13 protein-coding genes are annotated in these 19,629 nt (G+C 58.8%); all 13 read right to left on the minus strand.

Annotated elements, in window-relative coordinates:
* Positions 1–94: 94 nt before the first annotated feature.
* On the minus strand, positions 95–1,036 hold the full coding sequence (locus tag ASD15_RS16715) for a COG2958 family protein (protein WP_057156132.1): 942 nt from the start codon (positions 1,034–1,036) through the stop codon (positions 95–97).
* Positions 1,037–1,047: 11 nt separating this feature from the next.
* Positions 1,048–1,824 carry a nucleotidyltransferase gene (locus tag ASD15_RS16720; protein WP_057156133.1) on the minus strand — a complete coding sequence of 259 codons (777 nt, stop codon included), beginning with the start codon at positions 1,822–1,824 and terminating at the stop codon, positions 1,048–1,050.
* Positions 1,825–1,828: 4 nt separating this feature from the next.
* On the minus strand, positions 1,829–2,350 hold the full coding sequence (locus ASD15_RS16725; RefSeq protein ID WP_057156146.1) for an SLATT domain-containing protein: 522 nt from the start codon (positions 2,348–2,350) through the stop codon (positions 1,829–1,831).
* 23 nt (positions 2,351–2,373) lie between these two features.
* Positions 2,374–5,490, minus strand: a complete 3,117-nt coding sequence (locus ASD15_RS16730) for a type I restriction endonuclease subunit R (protein ID WP_229418230.1) — start codon at positions 5,488–5,490, stop codon at positions 2,374–2,376.
* Positions 5,417–6,790: a restriction endonuclease subunit S gene (locus ASD15_RS16735; RefSeq protein WP_057156134.1), complete on the minus strand. Its 1,374-nt coding sequence runs from the start codon at positions 6,788–6,790 to the stop codon at positions 5,417–5,419. Before ASD15_RS16735 ends, ASD15_RS16730 begins: the two co-directional genes overlap by 74 nt.
* Positions 6,790–9,195: a class I SAM-dependent DNA methyltransferase gene (locus ASD15_RS16740; protein ID WP_057156135.1), complete on the minus strand. Its 2,406-nt coding sequence runs from the start codon at positions 9,193–9,195 to the stop codon at positions 6,790–6,792. Before ASD15_RS16740 ends, ASD15_RS16735 begins: the two co-directional genes overlap by 1 nt.
* Positions 9,192–10,955, minus strand: coding sequence for a DUF262 domain-containing protein (locus ASD15_RS16745; RefSeq protein ID WP_057156136.1), 1,764 nt, complete (start codon positions 10,953–10,955; stop codon positions 9,192–9,194). Before ASD15_RS16745 ends, ASD15_RS16740 begins: the two co-directional genes overlap by 4 nt.
* A gap of 18 nt (positions 10,956–10,973) precedes the next feature.
* On the minus strand, positions 10,974–11,900 hold the full coding sequence (locus ASD15_RS16750) for a YafY family protein (protein WP_057156137.1): 927 nt from the start codon (positions 11,898–11,900) through the stop codon (positions 10,974–10,976).
* Between the two features lie 470 nt (positions 11,901–12,370).
* Positions 12,371–13,525 carry a hypothetical protein gene (locus ASD15_RS16755; protein WP_200953978.1) on the minus strand — a complete coding sequence of 385 codons (1,155 nt, stop codon included), beginning with the start codon at positions 13,523–13,525 and terminating at the stop codon, positions 12,371–12,373.
* Positions 13,522–14,376, minus strand: coding sequence for a histidinol-phosphatase HisJ family protein (locus ASD15_RS16760; RefSeq protein ID WP_057156138.1), 855 nt, complete (start codon positions 14,374–14,376; stop codon positions 13,522–13,524). Before ASD15_RS16760 ends, ASD15_RS16755 begins: the two co-directional genes overlap by 4 nt.
* Positions 14,373–15,401 carry a radical SAM protein gene (locus ASD15_RS16765; protein WP_057156139.1) on the minus strand — a complete coding sequence of 343 codons (1,029 nt, stop codon included), beginning with the start codon at positions 15,399–15,401 and terminating at the stop codon, positions 14,373–14,375. Before ASD15_RS16765 ends, ASD15_RS16760 begins: the two co-directional genes overlap by 4 nt.
* A gap of 136 nt (positions 15,402–15,537) precedes the next feature.
* Positions 15,538–17,364, minus strand: a complete 1,827-nt coding sequence (locus ASD15_RS16770) for a hypothetical protein (RefSeq protein WP_057156140.1) — start codon at positions 17,362–17,364, stop codon at positions 15,538–15,540.
* On the minus strand, positions 17,361–19,586 hold the full coding sequence (locus tag ASD15_RS16775) for an AAA family ATPase (RefSeq protein WP_057156141.1): 2,226 nt from the start codon (positions 19,584–19,586) through the stop codon (positions 17,361–17,363). Before ASD15_RS16775 ends, ASD15_RS16770 begins: the two co-directional genes overlap by 4 nt.
* Between the last annotated feature and the right edge of the window lie 43 nt (positions 19,587–19,629).

The raw sequence follows: 19,629 nt of genomic DNA on the forward strand, positions 1-19,629 counted from the left end.
TTGCATGATCGGCTGAGCAGTGATGGACAATGTCGTATTGTCTCAGGTTCAGATCGCCGCAGATTCAGCCGCTGAGGAATAATTCAGCGGCTCCTTAGTCCGTCGTGTCGGGCACATCCCAATCGGCGAGCCTTGCTTCTCCGGTCTGGTAGAACTGCTTCACCAACTTCACGTGCTCCAGAAAGTCCCTGTTCTCAGTCGCCAGCCGGTTGACCATGTCCCAATCGATCTCATCTCTTTCTCGAGCAGGAATCAAGACTTGACTTTCTGCCGGGTTTTCGACATCCAATTTGATCAGGCCGATGCCATGCGCCGCAAACAGCATCCGCAATTCCTTGAGCGTGTCCTGGCCCTCGATCTCCGCTGCGACGAGATAACCAAAATTAGCCCACGACGAATTGGAAACCGCCTGGAAGAAGCATTCACGCACGTTCGACCGGTTGATCAACAACTTGGCCTCGAACGACCACAGCTTCGTGCGCTTGTCGGAATACTGATTCACGCAGTCCCGAACCTCCTGGTGCCACTCAGCGCCCAAGTCCTCCATCCCGACCAGGTCCGGATACAGCCAACGGTTGCCGTTTGGCCCTCGTTTGTTCGAAGATCGCTTCTCGTCGATGCGCTTCGAATAGACCCCAAACTCCTCCCACAGATACAGCGAAAGCAGTGGGTACAACCCTTGCTCCCCGAGCTTGGCATCGTTACTGTCTGCCATAGGGGCAGCAACCACGCCCTCAACCGCTGCAACCTCGGCAATATCGGACTTCTCCGAGTAGAAGTACTTGCGCGGCCGCCCCTCGGTAGTCTTCAGCTCCGGGTGGCGTTTCTGCAAGCGCGGGCGCTGTGAGCTGATTTCCGCGACCAGCTGCTGTACCAGCTCAGCATCCGTGCTGACGTACTGGCTACTCTGCTTCTTCGCTTGGCATTCATCGGGGAACGTGGCGAAGATCCACTCGGCGATCTGCCGCGCGGTAAGTTTCTCATCAGGCCGCTCCTTCAAGTAACGTAGTACCACCTTTGCCAAATTCAATGCCATAGAAATTCCCCTCAGAGCCTGAACAACTTCTTGATTTCGTTCTCAGCCGTTACCGGCATCTCATCCTTCTCGTACCGCCTTACGTCGGCCACGATACACTTTGCACGCGTGATCTCATTGTTTACCCGCTGCGAGTACGAGGTGCTGGTGTTCAGGTTTTCAATGACGGCAAGGATGTAGTCCTTCTGATTCGCCAAGAACCAGAAACGCAGGCCGCAGACCCATTTCTCCATTTCGAAGGATTGAAACGGGAATCCGGCGGTTGCATTCCAATACTTAAACAGACGTATGGTCGGCTTGATCAGCGAATTGTGTTCCTTGTTTTTCGCTTCAAGCGTGGCGTTAAAGTCATTCGGGCTCGTGGCCATCCAACCACCCGAGCCATTAGGAATTTGAAGTCCGCCAAGCCAATTTTTTGTCGCTGGCACCAGGTCGAACTTGATGTGGTTAAGTTCGAGAACAATGGTCGGACTGGACTGGTAGATTTCCGAGGAGCCATAGCGTTTTTCGACAAAGGCTTTCAATCGATTCAAATACGTCTGCGGGGTGGCGCTAGCGTCGCTGAAGACAACCATATAGTCGATGTCAGACTTCTCATCCATCGAGCGAGGCAAGATCGTGCTTCGCGTTGACGACCCGAATCGGAAATGCTGCGCGATTGCGCCACTGTCAAAGTGCAACGCCATCCGGGCTTGAAGCGTTGTGATCGACGTCTTAATTGACGACTGCTCCGTTGCAGAAAGCACGGCACTGCTGGCCGTCGCCGTAAGAAAACTCAATATCGACATCCGGTCATTCCTCCTTGTCCACTTTGTGGGTTGCTTCGCCTTCTTCGATTCCTTTTCGCGCAGCGACAAACGCTCGACGCGGAATGCTCGGGCTCTTTAAGTTCAACTCATTACGCGCTACCGAAAGTGCCTTCAGTCGTTCGGGGAGCTCGTCCAGTCGATGTGACTGAAGCAGTTCGATCTCCCGGAAAAACCGTGCCTCGTTACGAAGGGCAAGGAACTGGCCAGCGGCGGCCCTGTGCAATGCCGCGCGCTCGTTGGGTTTGAGAAAAGTCATCAACCCAGTGAGCAGGGATGCCAGAAGGGTGAACGCTGTCGCCCATTCAGGTTGGCTCTTGATCAGCGTCGCTCCGGCGACCGCTCCGAGAATGGTTGCCGGAACACCCAACCAGTAGTTGCGCCGCACCCATGTGTCTTCAGCATTGAAATGCCCCTTGCTCGAATAGAGGGCGTCTTCTTCCAGTCGCTCGGCCTCCCTGCGAAGTGCGGAAGCCTTGTCCAGGTCGGATGCGGCGGCTCCTATCATTGCGTCCTCTACCATTTCCCCCCTCATGCCGACGCTCCCGTCTGTGGCGGGGTCTTGGGTGGCACCGAGCCCAAGTGGTAGGTCGAGTCGAAGACCATATCGGTCAGCCAGCGTTTGAAACTGGGGTTGTCGCTGAACTGTTTGAAGAGCTCCGTGTGATCGGAGATCAGCTCCAGCACCACTCGATTCAGCGCCTTGTCGTGCTCCAACTTGGCGTTCTGCTTGTCGGAGTTGGCCTGCGCGTTCTGGTAAGCCTTGTCCTGGGCCACGCGCGCCGGAATTTCCTCGGCGATGACCTTGCGAATTTTGTCGCCATCTTTCCACTCGATGTTGCCGAACATATCGTTGAAGGCCTTGATGATGTTCGAGAGCTTGTCGATTTCCGCAGTACCACCACCTCCGCCACCGCCAGGCGGGGGCGGCTCGATGAAGGCGTCCGCATCGTCCATCGAAATCTTCAGTGACGCCTGCGCCTCTACCCGATAGCTGTCCATGTCGATAGCTTCCAGCACCCCCTTGGAGAGGTCTTCCTCCTTCGGGGCCGGTAGCTTCGGGATCAGGAAGTTCAGGAAGATCGCCAGCTTTTCCCAGGCCGGGTGGCCGTACGTCAGGATCGCAGCGAGAAAGCCGTAGCTGCGCACGAAAGACTTGGCCTTGCCCTTGAATTCAACTTGGCCATCTTCATCCAGGTTGTCGATGTACTCGGCTACGCAGGTATCGAGAACGGGGTCGAGCTTGTCGCGGTCTGCGCCCGTGATATAGAGCGCGACCAAATCTTCAACCTGCTGCCAGCTGTATACTTGCTTGGCATCGAGGTCGTTCTTCAAGTCGTGCAGCTTGTTGGCGTCGGCCTCACCGACCTGCACTGTCGCGCGGTAATAGTCCTGGAATGCGACCTTCACAGCCTCGGCGTTGTCCGCGAAATCCAGCACGAAGGTATCGCGCTTTTGCGGGTGGGCTCGGTTCAGGCGGGACAGCGTTTGCACCGCCTGAACGCCCTCCAGCGTCTTATCCACATACATCGTATGCAGCAGAGGCTCGTCGAAGCCGGTGACAAACTTGTTGGCAACGATCAGGAAACGATATGGGTCTTGCTTGAACTTGGACGGAATGTCCTTGCTCGGGAATTCGTTGAGATCGGCTTCGGTCTTCCTCACCCCGCCAATTTCAAAGTCGCCAGAATACGCCACGATGGTCTTAAACTGGCACTTGATCGTAGCGAGGTAATCTGTTACCTCGCGGTGGTAGTCGATGGCCCGTGCGATGCCGCTGCAGACAATCATCGCGCGCGCCTTGCCGCCGATCTTCTGCTTGCCCGCCACTTGCGCCACGAAGTGGTCGACCATGATCTCGGCCTTCTTGCGGATGGCCTTGTCGTGGGATTCGACGTAGTGACGAATCTTCTTCAGCGCCTTCACCTTGTCGAAATCGGGATCGTCCTCGACTGTCTTAGCGACGTGATAGAAGCTGCCCACCGACGTGTAATTCGCAATCACATCGAGGATGAAGCCCTCTTGAATCGCTTGCTTGGTGGTGTAGGTGAGTTCCTCCGGTGAGCGGTAGCGCGCCTCACCGCCTTCAATGAACCGCTCCCCGAACAACTCCAGCGTCCGGTTTTTCGGCGTAGCCGTAAACGCGAAGTAGCTGGCGTTCGGCAGCATCTTGCGCGACTCGATCAGCTTGTTGACTGCGTCCTCTACGGAGTCTTCGTCACCCTCGTCGTCACCAAGAACGCCCGACAAGGCCATGTGCATCTTTGCGGTCGTCTTGCCACCTTGGCTGGAATGCGCCTCATCGATTAGCAGCGCGAACTTCTTTCCACCGAGGCCGCCCAGCTCATCAAGGATGAACGGAAACTTCTGCACCGTCGTCACAATGATCTTCTTACCTTTGCGCAGGAAGGTGCGCAGCTCGGCAGCATCCTCAGAATGCCCGAAAATTGACGCAACATGGTCGTAGCTTTTGATGGTTCGGGCAATTTGGGTATCCAGCGCACGACGGTCAGTGATGACGACGACCGAGTCGAACTGCGCTAACATCGCATCAGCGGAAGTCTTGAGTTCGACCAACTGGTGTGCCAGCCACGCGATGGTGTTGCTCTTGCCGCTGCCTGCCGAATGCTGAATGAGATAACGCTTGCCAACTCCATCCTCGCGGGAGCGGCGAAGTAAGGCACGGACGGTACGAAGTTGGTGAAAACGTGGAAACACCTGCTTGCGCCGCTTCTTCCCCTTTTCGTCTTCCTCTTCCACCACTTGCGTGAAGTTTTCGATGATGTTGGCCAGCGATTCCTTGATCAGCACCTGCTTCCACAAATAGTCAGTTTTCAGGCCACCTGGATTGGGAGGGTTGCCTGCACCGCTGTTCCAGCCCTGGTTGAATGGCAGGAACCACGAGGTCTTGCCAGTGAGATGCGGGCAGAACCGCACCTCGGCATCGTCTACCGCCATGTGCGCCACGCAGCGCCCCAACTGGAAAAGCAGCTCGCTCGGGTTCCGGTCAGTCTGGTACTGCGTGATGGCGTCGGCAACAGTCTGCTTGGTCAGCGAGTTTTTCAACTCGAAGGTCATCACCGGCAGGCCGTTGATGAAGATAACCATGTCTAGAGAACGCTGAACCTCGTCGTTGCTGTAGCGCAACTGACGGGTGACACTGAAGATGTTCTTGTCGAAGTTTTCGGCCGCACTGACGTTGCCCGGCGTCGGCAGTAGCTTGTACAGATCAACGTGAACCGGGCCGTGGCTCACGCCCTTGCGCAGCACATCCACCACGCCCCGCTTTGTAATCTCGCCTTGGATACGATGTAGAAACTGGGTTCGCTTGATGCCATCGCTTCCGAGTTCCAGTGTTTCGACTGCTTTGAGCTGGGTGGCCTGCAGAAAGGACAGCAATTGCACCACATCCACCGCGACGTCGCGGTTGAAGTCCGCCGCTCGTCCGAGGACGTAACCACCGGGGGCATAAATGCTGGCGGCCTCCTGAGCCTCCGTCGTTGCAACTATCGGGTGCTCAGTAGCTCCCGCCAAGTGGCGTACGATCGAGGCCTCCAGGCCCTTTTCACTGGTGTCAGTCGTCGCCATCATCGTCCTCCCCATCGGTATCCAATTCATCGTCGCCGCCGAGCACTGCCAGAATTTCATCGGACATCATGTCATCCGGGCCCGGCACCCAGCCGCGTACATCCACTTGGCCAGTAACCACATCTGCAATCTGCCGGTCGCGGTACTCGCGGATCAGCTTAATTTCTTCTTCGGCGCGAGCGATGGCTTCGTCCAAATCCTTCGTTTTGAGCCCGATTTGCAGCAAGATTGCTTCTTGTTCATCTTCACGAGGAACCGGAAGCCGCACGTTTCCGATGAAAGCCCAATCGGCACGTGGCATCTTCGCTCCCTCCGTCGAGCTGTTGATAAGGCTAATCACACGCTTACAGCGTAGTAGCTGCTCAAGATACGCAGGGAGGACAAACTCCTCGCGCGACCGTAGCACGAGGAACTCGCTCACGCAGACTCCAGCGCAGTTCGCCCGCGTGACCTTCGCCAAGTATGGGCGGAGCTTGCCAAACAAAACATCGTCAGCAACAAACCGCTTCACCGTGCTGGCAAATTCAACTTCGCCTTCGGGCGGTCGCGCTACACCTGTCCAACTTTGAACGTGTTCCATTGCCAGATATATTTCATCGCCGGCCTTGGTGGAGGTCTGGCTTGTGACGTTGCTGGCGATGAACTTCAAACGGCGAAGCTCCCAATGTTCGGGCACGTCCCCCAGCCATTCGATGCCAGAGGGTTTCAGCACGACGGAAGAATCGATACCTCGCGTGACGGCGTGATCAATGATTCGCAGCTTCTGCTCCGTGAGCAGCGCGATAAGTTCACGCTTGGCCTTGATTAATCGGGCGATGTGAAGGTCCTGCGCCCGAAGGTAGGCAACCATTTGGTCTTGCTCGGCGCGAGGTGGCTGAATCAGCGCAATGTCGAGAAACTGGCTCGGATACAGACGCAAGCGCGAGGATCGGATGCCGGTTGAGCGCCCAATGTATTCAGCAACGTAAGCACGGGTGCGCAGCAGATAGTCGAGATACGCAGGGTTGAAGCTGTCGGCACGGTGCGGCCGATACACGCCGTAGGCCGGACTGACGATTCCCACATGCCTGCTCGCCCCAAGCGCCGCCATCCACGCCCAAAGTGTGTTGATCACTATGTCTCCCGGACGACACAGCTTGGAGCCAACGTAGCTCGCGGCCTTAAACATCGTTACGTTCTTCTGGCTGCGCGGTGTAACGCCCGTCAGGTGCGAAACCGAAAGTAGCTCTTCCTCGCCAGTGCGTGAGCGTTCGTCCACCTCACGAAAGAAGACCTTGGCGCGCTGCTCGTTCCAGTGCTCCGGCACTGGCGGAAGCCATTGCATCTTAGATGTCCGGTATGACTGGTACACAACGCCCATTACGCCGCTCCCACGATCTTATGCAGCAAGCCTTCTGTCTGCTTCTCCAGCTTGAGGATGTCAGCACGGATTTGTTCCAGCGTCCGCAGCGGGGTGGGCTTGTAGAAGTAGCGCGCGAACGAGATCTCGTAGCCGATCTTGGTGGCGTCCATCGCGATCCATGCATCCGGCGCATGTGGCAGCACCTCGCGAACGAAAAAGGCCTCGATGCCGCCCGACTCCTTGAGCGGCACCTGCTCGGTGTCACGCAGGTCGGTATCGGCCTCGTACTCGGCCATAAATCGATCCTTGCCAACGATTTCCAGGTACGCGCCATCAAATCCCGGTTCGAAGTGCTCACCTTTCTTGAGCTTGCTGCGCTTGGCGACAACGGGGGGCGCCGTTTCGTCGCGCCAGCTCACCGCCTTGTAGATGGCCTTCTTCTCAGCCGCGCCGAGCTTCTTGCTGTGCGCCTTCATCGTGGCGTCAAAGCGGGTGCGGAATTCGTTGTGGTCGTCAAAGACGCCTTCGCCAAGGTCCTGCTGCGCCAACTTGGCCAGATCTACCAGCGTCTTGTCACGCAGCCACGTCGCTGGGTCGAGCAGCTTCTTGCGCCGTTTTTCCGGCACTGTCGTCTTGGTGATATTGGCGTCGTCGTCGTCCGACTCGTCGTCGGCACCCTCGTCGCCATCGTCACCCTTGAGCCAAGCTTCGATTTCGGCCTTGAGCTTGGCGAATTCCGTGTACAGCTTATCGCTATACTTCGCGTAAATCTCGCTGCGCAGCGCCTCGTCGCCCGTGGCAAAGCGCAGGCTTTCGATGGCGCTGTGCTTGAGCTGGCTCTTGAGCCGCAGCGGGCGCTCGATCACGATCTTCTTGTAGCCGAAGTCGGCATTGTCGAACCATTTGCATTCGGGCGTTGCGCCTTTGGCCATGCCGGCGGCGTCAGTATCAACGGGCTGCTGGTCGAGGTAATGCTTGAGGATACGTTCAATGTCCGCATCCGCCAACTCGCAATTCTTCTTGCCAAGGTTGCGCCGCATCGGCTGGAACCACTGCGAAGCATCGATCAGCTGCACCTTGCCGCGTCGGTGTACAGCCTTTTTGTTGGCCAGCACCCATATGTAGGTCGCGATGCCGGTGTTGTAGAAGATGTTGAGTGGCAAAGCAATGATGGCTTCAAGCCAATCGTTCTCCAGCACCCAGCGTCGCACATTGCTTTCGCCCTGGCCCGCGTCGCCGGTGAACAAGGCCGAGCCGTTATGCACCAGCGCGATGCGGCTGCCCAGTGGCGTGTTGTGCTTCATTTTCTGCAGCTTGTTCACCAGGAACATCAGTTGCCCGTCACTGGAACGGGTGATAAGCTTAAACTCGGAATCGCCGCCGTGATTGACGATAAAACGCGAATCGCTGAACTCCTTCTTGCCGCCCATCCTGTCAAGGTCGGTCTTCCAGCTTTTTCCGTATGGCGGATTGGAGATCATGAAGTCAAACTCGCGTGACCGGAACTGGTCAGCAGACAATGTGGACTTGTCTGCTCCCCCCACAATGTTTTCCGCAGCACTGCCTTCGCCCTTGATTAGCATGTCGGCTTTGCAGATGGCATACGTTTCGTCAGAAATCTCCTGACCAAACAGGTGGATAGAAACTTCCTTGTCATGCTTCGCAGCAAGCTCCTGCAAGGCTTCTTCAGCGACGGTCAACATGCCTCCCGTACCGCAGCTACCATCGTAAAGGGAATAGGTGCTGGATTCGATCTTGTGTGCGATGGGAAGGAACAGTAGCTGGGCCATTAGCTTGACCACGTCGCGCGGCGTGTAGTGCTCACCAGCCTCAAGGTTGTTATCCTCGTTAAAGCGACGGATCAGTTCCTCAAAGACGGTACCCATGCCATGGTTATCAAGCGGAGGCAGCTTGACGCGCCCGTCAGCATCCTTGACGGCCTGCGTTGAGAGATTGATTTCAGGATCAAGGAAGTCCTCGATCAAGTAGCCAAGGACGTGCGCATCCACTAATTTCTGAATCTGATTGCGGAAGTTGAAGTTGGCAAGAATCTCCTGGACATTGGGCGAGAAGCCATCAAGATAGTCCATGAAATCGTTGCGCAGGCGCTGGCCAGCGCTACTGGCCTTTAGCTTTTCGAGCGTGAATTCGGAGGTGTTATAAAAGGCCTGCCCCGCAGCCATCCGCAGCGCGCCATCCTGTTCTGCGATCTTGTGCGTATCAAGGAATTTCTTCCGCTCCAGCACCGCCTGCTTGGTCGACTCCAGTACGGCATCAAGCCGCCGCAGCACGGTGAACGGCAGGATAACGTCACGGTACTTGCCACGCACGTACACGTCGCGCAGGCGGTCGTCAGCGATATTCCAGATGAAGTCGGCAACCCACTTCAGGTTGCTTTGGTCTTGTTGTTTTACGGGTTTCATCTAGCTTGTCCTTGCGTTGCTATTATTGTGTCAAGCGCTCTGCTGATTGGTTCGATTGGCAGCACCTCCAGCTCCCAGTGCTTTTCAAGAACGTCGACGAGGCGCTTCTGCCGGTCCAACAGCACCTCCGGTGTCCAGGCGCCTTCCGACCTGACTTCCTGCGTCAGGATGAAGGGCGACGCCGTGCCCTTTCCCTTGAAGTACACGTTCTTCTTGGTGTCGAAGTCGTAGTTGCTGGCTGCAGGGTTCTTACGAACATGCAGCGGAACCAAATTGGCAAGTCGGTGCGTCCACGTGTCGCGCTCGTCGTCATCGGGGAACCACTTGAGCCAATCAGACGTTGCGGGCGGTGTCTGCGGGAGTACATGCTCCAGTGACAAGTGGGCAAACACCTGCTTCTTGCTGCCGTCGCTGACCAAGGCTTCGAGGCGCAGCATTAGCGCCATACGCGCCTTGGGCAAACGGCGGTAGATGTCGCCGTCGAGTGCGGCAAGAAACTCACGCTTCTCCTTGTCGGTGAGCGCGAGTGTATTCAATGCGGCCAGATCGCCGTCGAAAGCCCCAGGTTCAATCTCCTTGGTGAGATCGGCAAAGGTTTCGATGCGCTCGTTGATCCCCACCTTGGTGACGAGCATGAAGTAGGTCAGCCGTTCGAGCGCCTTGAAGAAATCGGCCAGCAACTTGGGCTGCTGGCGGAAGCGCTTAAAATATATTAGTGCAGGGGGCACCCAGTCCTTGAAGTCGACGCGGTTCAACCACGACAGGTAGTCGTTGATGATCTCGGACAGCTCGGTGGCTTCAAAGTCGGCATCGCGTACAAAGTCCCAGACCTCGGCAAAGGGCTTGATGACCTTGTCGACCAAGTCAATCGGGGTCTTGTATTCGGTGACGTAATCCTGGAACTCCTTGACCAGCGTGGCCCGCTGCTTTTGCTTGGCGTAGATCGTGCGGATGTGGACAAACAGGTCGCTGAATGCATCGCGCCCCAGCGTGCTCTCGATGCGGCTCCACTCTTTGGCGTAAACGCGGCTCTTGGTATCACCTGCAATGGTGCGGATAGATCCCAGCACGGCCGCTTTAATGATGTCGATGGGTGCGAGGTCGAGGCCTCGGTTGTTCAGCACCGAGAAGATCCGATACGCCGCCTCGAGGTCGGGAGTAGAGATCACAACCAGCGAGCAGTCGTTGGCCAGAAACTTCCACAGGGCCTCGCGCTCGGCGTTGGACAAAGCCGTGGCCTTGCCCATCAGCAGTGTGGCGTTCTCGCGAAAGCGCAGACGGCTGTCTTCCAGCTTGTCTGTGCTGGCCACCAAGCGAGTAATGCCACCGGGCTCCTGAATGAAAGTGCGGAAGAATTCGGCGTCTTCTTCGCGGGCAGTCAAACGATACTCGTTCGTCTCGCCCAGACTGACCTTACCTTTTTTATAAAGGAAGTCCGTGATGTCGTCGGCGGCATCAGGCATCACCGCGCGCAGCACGGCGAACAGCATAGTCAGCGTGCTCAAGCGCTGCTGACCATCAACTACCGATGACCTCGGCTCCCGGTCGTTCTTGATGAGAACGATGCTGCCCAAGAAATACTGGCTAGTTGTGCCGGCGGTGCGCGCATCCTGCATCGCCGACACAAGGTCATTGAACAGCTCATCAGCTTGCTCGTTCGTCCAGGCGTAGGGGCGCTGGTAGTCCGGAATTTCGAACTGGTAGCTGCCCTCGAAAATTTCCCGGATCAGCTTGTCGTGCGCTTCAAGTGTCTTGGCCATCGTGTTTTGTCTTTACAATCATTTCTTTGTTTGCGCTGCTGGAGGGCGATACCCTGGTGCGAGCTTGGCGTTCTCCACACCATACAAGGCCAACGGGTCGCTAAGCCACAGGCGGTAATGTTCATCCTTGAGGCTGTGATCCGGCGATGCGTCAACGCTCCAACGCAGCAGCATGTAGCCCGCGACCGCCGCACGGACTCGTATCCGGATCGAACGGTCGGTCATCCCATAGTCCATCCTGATGATTTCAGGGCGAGCGAGGCGCGGGTGTGGTACCAAGTCCAACTCCACGATCCGAGTCCACTGAATGTCCTTGTCAGGGTGCTCGCTGGCCTTGGGTTCCTCATCAACCAAGGTCGGCGCTTCAATGCGGGTGACGACAAAGTCACGGAACTCGCTGCTATTGCGATCAAAGGCCCGGACGTGCCAGCGAAGGCCGGTGTCTACCAGCGCAAAAGGAACGATGACCCGCTCGGACTCTCCGTTGGTCATTGAGTGGTAGCGAATCGCCACCGGGCGCTTGGCATAGATGGCACGGCAAATCGGAGCCAGTACGCCCATCCGAGGGCTGCTCAATGCCGCAGGGGACTCGCAGGGCAGCAGCGGCTGTGAATCGACGTTTTCGCCATCACCAAACCCAAGAGAGAGGGCCGACAAGACACGCTTCGTCGCGTGATCGAATATCGGGGAGAAAGCCTTGCCTATCCGGTAGATCTTGTTGCTACCGTCGAACTCGATGTTCTGCGGCGCGATTTCCCGATACAGGGCAAGATCGCGCGTCGCACCGGCCGGCGCCACCCCAAAACGGTTCGCCAAGTCTGGGCGGCCGATTTCACCCATGAAGTACAGGCGGAAGTCAATGTAAGCGAGTCGCTCCCGCTGGGCGTGGCTCAGGCTCTCGACACGCTGGGCATGGCTCAGGCTCTCGACACGCTGGGCATGCATAGTTAGGCGATCCTCATACACATCTGGCGGCCGTAAGATCGGAAACAAAAGTTCGATTGCTCATTGATAGGCGGTGGATATCATCAAAATGATTATATCATGCACTACCAATTGTATCGGTGCAAGTATGCAAAGTGGCCCATCATGAATCGAGGAACTCAGGGCTAAGCCGGTACTATCTAGCCCTAAAAGCGAACGCGAGTTCGGCACCGTGACTTCAAGGCGCGTTACCGCCAGGGTTCCGCTGAAAGCCGTGGAACATAGGGCTTTCCTGCGCTTTGACCTCAATTTTAGGTCAACTTCAGCGTATAAATTGGTTGGAGCCAGCGACATATGCCCCAACAGGCTCGGATCATATTGACGTCGACGCCGCTGCGTAGCATATGGATGGCCGTCGCGTGGCGGATGTTGTACGAGCTTACCCGATTCCGCAGGGACGGAAATGCTAGAAGCGAAGCTGACCGGCACTCTCATGAAATCAAGGGAAAGCCGGATGCATCGAGCATGCCCGTACCTGTCAAGTATGCGCGCAGTAGGGCGAGCGATGGGGCGCTACGCGGATCACGCAAGAAGTCGTTGTTCAGCGCCGAAATATATATTCGCAACAGATTGCGCGCCGGCACGCTAGGCAGAAATCCATGCAGATCGGCCACGTGCCCATTATCGAGAAGCGTACGCAGCGAGCGCAGGATTGGCACGTAGCCCGGAGAGGAAAGGACAGCGGCGAACGAATCGTCGAGCTGACCGCTGACCATAGCAGTGTTCAAACGCTCCTCGACCGCAGGATCCAACAACGCCACCGCAGGGTCGAGCAGGACCGGATAGATCGCCATGAACGACTTCGCACCGTTGGCTAGGGCGCTGGCATACACCTTGTCGGCGGTCGCACCGGTCACCAGGACATCGTCGCCGAACACCACATGCACGCCGGGTAAACGATAGAAATCTGGCGCTGGCAGCACGTGGTCCTGGAGCGCCGAGACACGCTCGCGTTCCTCGGCCGCCAGACTCGCATAGTTCTCGCAAGGCGGCGCGATGCGCGGCAGCTTGACACCGATGAGGGTGGGCAGCCCAAGGTAGGCCAGCTTGACGTTGATGCATTCGACGACCATGTCAAACAGTACATTCGCGGTCGACGGCACGTTGCGCCAGCCTGTCGTCAGCATCACCACCTGGTCGCCGTCCGCGCGCGCACGGTCGAACATTCGGCGCCATGGATCAGCAGTATCGTCCAGCGCGGCCGACAGCCTAGCGCTCACCATGTTCGCCAGCAGCCGGATGTCATCGATCGCCCCGTACTTAGCGCGGCTGTAGATTCGCACCAGCACTTGCGCACAGGCGCCATCGTGCGCATGGACGAATCGCCCCGCACCATCGACGGTCAAATTGTGGATGGCGTGGCCTCCGAACAGGGACGCGTATTCCGGCATACCGATCATGCCCTGTGCCAGCAGCGCCGCTCCGAATTGACGTAGGCCCTTTTGTACCATTCCCGGGTCGCGGCTGGCCGCCTGCTCGGCAAACATGGCGCGCAGGGCCGTTCCTGAACGGCCCTCCAGCTGCCTATCGAACTCAGTCTCGGGCGAGCGCAGCGCTTCAATCGGGGCAGGATCCCGGGCCATCATGGCGCACCTCCGGACCGCGCATGCGCCTGCCCGACCAGCCCGGCAACCGGGACACCGATGCGCCGGCGCCGCACGTAATAGCAGATCTCCCGCAAACCGGTGTCCTGGAGTTCGTCGAGCAGCGCGATGATCCCGACGCCGGTATCGACAGGATCATGGGCATCCGAACCTATAGTGAATGTTGCTCCGAATTCGTGAAGGCTGGCCACCGTCCGGCGACTCGGGTATGAGGCGTCGCCAGGAGCGGACTCGATCCCGGTCACCGGACAATAGACGCTCTTGCGCGCGCCCGAGGCGTTAAGCTCGTAGGAAACGCCGTGACATGCAAACAATGGCAGCAACGGCGCCATGCGTTCGACCACTACCGATTCCGGTACGCCGCGCAGCAGGTTGTCGACGTGAGCGACCGCGTCGAATAGTTCAGACGTTACCAACTCGCGCAGGCTCGTGAAATAGGCGTTTAGCACGGCGCTCTCGTGCAGTCGCGGCAAGTCCCATACTTTGACCAGCTCGGTGCCAAGCGGAACATAATGGATCGCCCCGATCACGAAATCTAGCGGCCACGGGGAGATCAGCCGTTGCACCTGGTCGACGCAGTCCGGCATGAAATCGCACTCCAAGCCGGCCAGAATGGTCATCCTGCCGGCGTAGTGCTTCCTGGCCCGCTCGATGTCCCTGAAGTAGGCGTCGAGTTCCGATTCAAGCAGCCGGTTGGTGGCGTCGACCGTGAATGGCGCATGGTCGGTAATTGTGAGCACGGTAACGCCACGCCGATAGGCGGCCGCAGCCAATTCGTCGACCGATCCCCTGGCGTGCTTCGAATACGCAGTGTGCGTGTGTGAGTCGATCATGCCGCCACTAGCCCTTCCAGGAGCCCATCGACCTTTACCAGCTCCTTCACGACCCAGTAGGGATTGTTGGCGCGCGCGACTGCATGCCGTACTGCCTCCTTGTCACTGATCCGATCCAGCAAATTGACAATTGGGGTGGAGTACAGCGCATTCAGGAGGCGATCGTCGAGCAGGCGCTGCCGCAAGTCCCTCCAGTCGATGCGGTCTGCGTGAATATTGCCCAGCACGATATGTTCGGCGCCATAGAAATAGACCTGGCCGTCAGGCTTGACGGTGACGTCCATGCCGTTATCCTGGGGGAAGCGATTTAGGCTGCCGAGCGTGAAACGCTTTCCGTACCGGGCCTCGATCGCGTCGATGTAGCGGTAGAAATCGAGGAATTCTCCGGGCATGAGCACTTGCGGATGCACGTGGTTCTTGTACTCGATGCCGAATTCCGTGCTATCCGCAAGTAACATGTCCCCCAGCGCACTTTCTGCACGGATGCGGGCGGCATGGCCATGTGCCGCCAGCTCTTCTACCAGGTAATTTCGGGTGAAGGCTCGGTCGGTGTCGACCGAGCGGAAGGAAAAGCGCAACGCTTCCGGCCGCTGCCCAAGCGCGTAACCGACACTAAAACCGTGCGCCCGATGCCGTACCTTGGCCACATGGTACGAATCGGCGCTGAGGCGGATATTGCAGGTGTCGCCGTTTCCAGCCACGATCTCGTTCGTCGCGTGGTAAAACCGTTCCAGTTGATCATGCGGCAAGAAGCCGCTGGTGATAAACTCGAATGCTTTCCCGCCTTCCGAAAGGCGCAGAATTTCGTGGAACGTGGCGATATTGTTCAGCGGCTCACCTTCGCCGCTCACAGAGATCCGCTTGACCTCGGGGTCATTGATCAGTGTGGCGAGATTCGCATACGACAGCTCGTCCAGCACCATGCTCTGACCACGTGCGTGCTTGTCCGCGTACATGCAGAATCCGCATCCGATCCCGCAAATCTGCGTAATGTCGATATAGAGTAAATGTCCTGTCAATTTCATAGTGTGTTCTACTTGTAGTCTTGCAAATCAAGGGCCGGTACGCCAACAGCACGACGGCCCAGGGCTTTCATAGGAAGTCATAGGTATGAGGCTACACTGGAGAACCATCGGAGGGCCCGGCCTCCGATGGCGGGCGCTATCCAGGCGCCGATGCTGCCGGAATCCCCAGCCTGAGATAACGTGCTCCCAAGGTCCTGAACGACGGCATAGTCTCGCTGTCGATCGACATCAGCGCCACCCGCTTGCCACTTTCCATCGACAACTGCGCGGTCGTGGAGCAGCCCGGGCAACGCGCTCTGAACCCGCCCTCACTCGGCTCGAACCTGGTTCGACGTCCACACTCCCGGCATGACGACAATGTTTTTAAATTATCGGCGGCTTGGCGCAGTCGCACCTGAGTCTGCGGATTGAGCCCGCCGGTTTGCAGGCATTGCAGGAATTCCTCCTCATCCCTGCCTTCGACCGGAACCAGCATACCAAGTCCGCCCCCAGCGACGGCGCCAAGCCAGCCCCGATCTTGTAGTCGATCACTGAGCGCGCCGGGCAGCTTGCCAAGTGATCGGCCATAGGCGGATACAGCAGTGCGCCACAGGAATGCCTCGATCACCAGCCTGAGCTTCTCTAGACCATAGAAATCACTAGGGCTGATATACACGCTGCGACTGTCGGCATGGCACTCGAGGTCGACGCCGCAGTCCGCACCATCTGGTGGCTGGAGGCAGACCAGCACCCGCGCGGCGCCGTCGATGGCAACCACGACTCCCATGGACTCGTACCGCAGCCCGGGGACTAGGACTAGCCTCGACTCGCCGCAGCCCAAGTGCCACTCATCGTCGCGCCGGACGAATACGACTTCCTGTCCCGCAAATAGCGTCTTGCCACCCCTGCTTTCCAGCAGCTTGATGTGCCCGATCGCCTCCCGGCCCAGTCGGCCGACATACGTTACGTAGTCGCGCAGCAGCGCCAGATTGCGCGCCACGATTTGGCGTATCGGCGGGGTCTTCCCCACGCCGCGTTGCTGGTGCAGCCGCCAAAGCGTACGCAGATGCCGGTAGTGCTGGTCATGCTGCAGGATATTGGTATCGCGCAGTTGCTCCGGGACGCAGACCGACCGCGGCAAGCGGGTGTATAGGACGCCGCCGCGCAGCACCCTGACCTGCTTGCGCAGGCCAGCAAGAATCCGCAGCGTCTCCTTGGACGCATTCAGCAGATTCTGCGTCTCGTCCCCAGAAAATGTCCTGCCCCACAAGGCACACAGATCGTTGCGAAGCCGGTAATCTAGGTCTTCCGCGCCGCTCATCGCTAGCGCCTGCTCGAACTGTGCCAACAGGCTCGTGATCTGGTCCCAGCGCAGCGTCAGGTGAGCATCGAGTTTGTCGAGCAGGCGCGCATAGACCCTGTTCTCGTAGATGCCCAAGTCGTCTTCGCTGAACAAACCGAGGATACGCTTCGGCGCGATACCGGACATCGTCCGCTTGTGCCAGTCTTCAGAATGAGCGGCGAGATGTGTGATCGCGCCTGGGGCGAGCTTGCGCACCCGCGACAATGGCGCCACTTCGGATTCGTAGCGCATGCTCAACCGCGGTCGGGCATCGATCTCGCGCAGGTGAGCGATGCGCTTGACCAGCACGTTCTCTAGCTCCTCCAGCTCGGCGAGCTCGCCGATCGACGCCGGCATGAGTGGCGAAAAACGCTCGCATTCCGGCGCTTGCACTAGGATGGATAAGGCTAGGCAGAGCAGGTCGAAGCTGCCCTGGTTGGTCGCACGGCAGGCAGCCGGTAGCAACGTCGCGCCGCCGTCGCCGAGAGGAAAATCGTTCCAGGTGTCGCCGACCAGCAACTGCTCCGCCCCTAGGCCAAGCGCGACAGTTGCATCGGCATCCCGCAGAAGTCGGAAGCGCCCGGGTGCGATCACTTGCGGTAGATCGACCTCGCAACCGGTGTATCGGTCAAAGACTCTCATCCGCCGCGTTCCCGGCGCTTGAGATCCTTGTCGATCGCCAGCTGACAGCGCTCGGGCGAGCCCGGGAGCGACATGCGGCTCCAAGCGTCGTCGAGCGCAGCTTCGACCGCGTGCAGGTCGTCCGCGCCGACGTCGTATCGGCCGGTCACCTTACCTGATCTGAACATGCGGGTCGCGAGCAAGTGATCCAGCGCCATCTCGAGCGAACCGCCGGCCGCCCGCACGACCGGCAGGAATTCCTTTGCTTGGCGCTCGAATCGATTGCCCCAGCTCTGACCAAAGCGTGCTTCCAGCACCTCGGTAAGCGGGCTCGCATCGAGGGACTCGAGGATTTCCTCGACTTCCTTTCGGTAAGCCTTGCGGGCCTTGTCGAACGCTTCCTTCATGCTCTGGAAGGAATAGGTGACCTGACGCAGGCCTTCGCGCGGCCCCCATTGCTGGCCTTTGTGGCGCGAGCGCAGTTCCATCACAAATGCACGGTCGTAGGTTTTGTCGGCCAGCTCATTGGTGGTTTCATCCTGGTTCGCGGTGCCGATGAACCAGACATTCTCCGGCAGCAGGATGGTGCGTCCCTTGGCGAGAAGGCGCGGCGCGTGCGCCGGACTCGACTCCATCAAGGGTATTATCCGGTCGTGAGGAGCCTTCTCGAGCGCGGACAGGAAGTCGGCAAAGTACTGCTCTGGCCGCGACAGGTTCATCTCGTCGAGCAGCACCACGTTGATGCGGTCGACCAAGGCAGGCGTGCGCGCTCGGTAAAGTGCCTGCAAGGCATCCTTCTCGTAGTAGCGCTTCTCGAACGCATTGTAGTGGCCGAGCAGGTCGCTGCGGTCGCGCCATCCGGCCTGGACCGCAATGTCGGTGCACTCACCGCCGACTACCTTGGCGAACGCCTTCGCCAGGCTGGTCTTGCCGGTACCGCTGATCCCTTGCAACACATGCAACTGGCTCATCGCGAGCCCTCCAACGAACAGCTGAAGGTCGTCGATGCCGAACACCAACGGATTGTCAGGCTGGCTCAGGGCGATGCGCTCGCGCAGCTCGTTAGTGAACTGCTTCAGTTCCGGGATCGGTGCAACAGCGGCCGTCAATTGCAGCGTGGTATCCGTGTCCATCCTGCCCAGCTCCGGGAAGGCCCCTTGGGCCTGCCCCTCCTCGGTCAGCCCCCGGATACGCCCTTCCAGTTCGACCAACCCCTTCTCCATCAACTCCTTGTTCTTCTGGAGCAAGCGCTTTTCGCGCTCCCAGTGTTCCTTTTCCATGACTCCGAGCTGGACGCGATGGTTCTGCTGCCGCAAGTCGGCAAGTTCGGGGCGCAATTCGCGCAGCTCTTCAAGCAACGCATCGCGTTCGGCGCGCACCGCACCGCTGTCGTCACGCGCCTGCAACGCCTCCAGTTCCCGCATGGCCCGCTCGCGATCGCGCAGCGCAAGTCGCAATCCGTCGAGCTCGTCGAGTATCTGGTCCGGCGTGCGACCCGCGAGCGTTGCCTCGAAACTGCGCCAAGCGTCGACCTGGTCGGTCAATTGATCGATCTCGCCATAGGCGTGCTCGACCTGCCGCTTGAGTCCGGAGATCTTGCCCTCGTGCGCCGCGCGTTCGTCAGAGAACTGCTGCAACAACTCGGCGCGCAGCAATGCCTCGACTTCTTCTGCTGTCCGCGTCCTGCGCTGCAGGGTGCGCTGTTCGACCTCGAGCAGCGCTTCCTTTGTCGCCTGCTGCACGGCCTGATCGTCGAGCAAGCGCTCGCGCTCGCGCAGTGCCTGCAGCTGCTGCTCCACCCGCGCGTCTAGGTCCTGCCGACCAGCTTCGCCGACCCGAGCCAGTTCGGCCTGCAGCGCAAGGCGCTGTCCCGCCAGGGCCTCGAGCGCCATCTGCAGCTGGGCGGTCGCGGCGATCCGTTCCTTCAAAAATCCGGCAGCGGCGTTTTCTTCGCGGATAGCCAAGTCGGCACTGCGTTGCAGCAACTGAGCTTCGCGCTCGCCGCACGCTTGCTTGCGCGCCGCAAGCTCTGCTTCGCGCCGTTCGTACTCCCCGGATCTGGCTTCGAGCGCGGCGCCCTGCACATCGAGCGCCGCAAGCCTGGCCGACTGTTCGCTGGCCTGCTGCTCGGCGCGCTCCAGCGCTTGGTTCGCATCCTTGCCGAGCTGCATGAACTCGGCCAGTACATCTTGGAACGCCGCACGCCTTTCTTCGGGCAGTGCGGCGTGCAGTTCATCGAACACTTGTTCACTCCATCCCGGCTGCGGTGTCCTCACCAGCTTAATG

The sequence above is a fragment of the Massilia sp. Root351 genome, assembly GCF_001425045.1.
Taxonomy (GTDB): Bacteria; Pseudomonadota; Gammaproteobacteria; order Burkholderiales; family Burkholderiaceae_D; genus Rugamonas.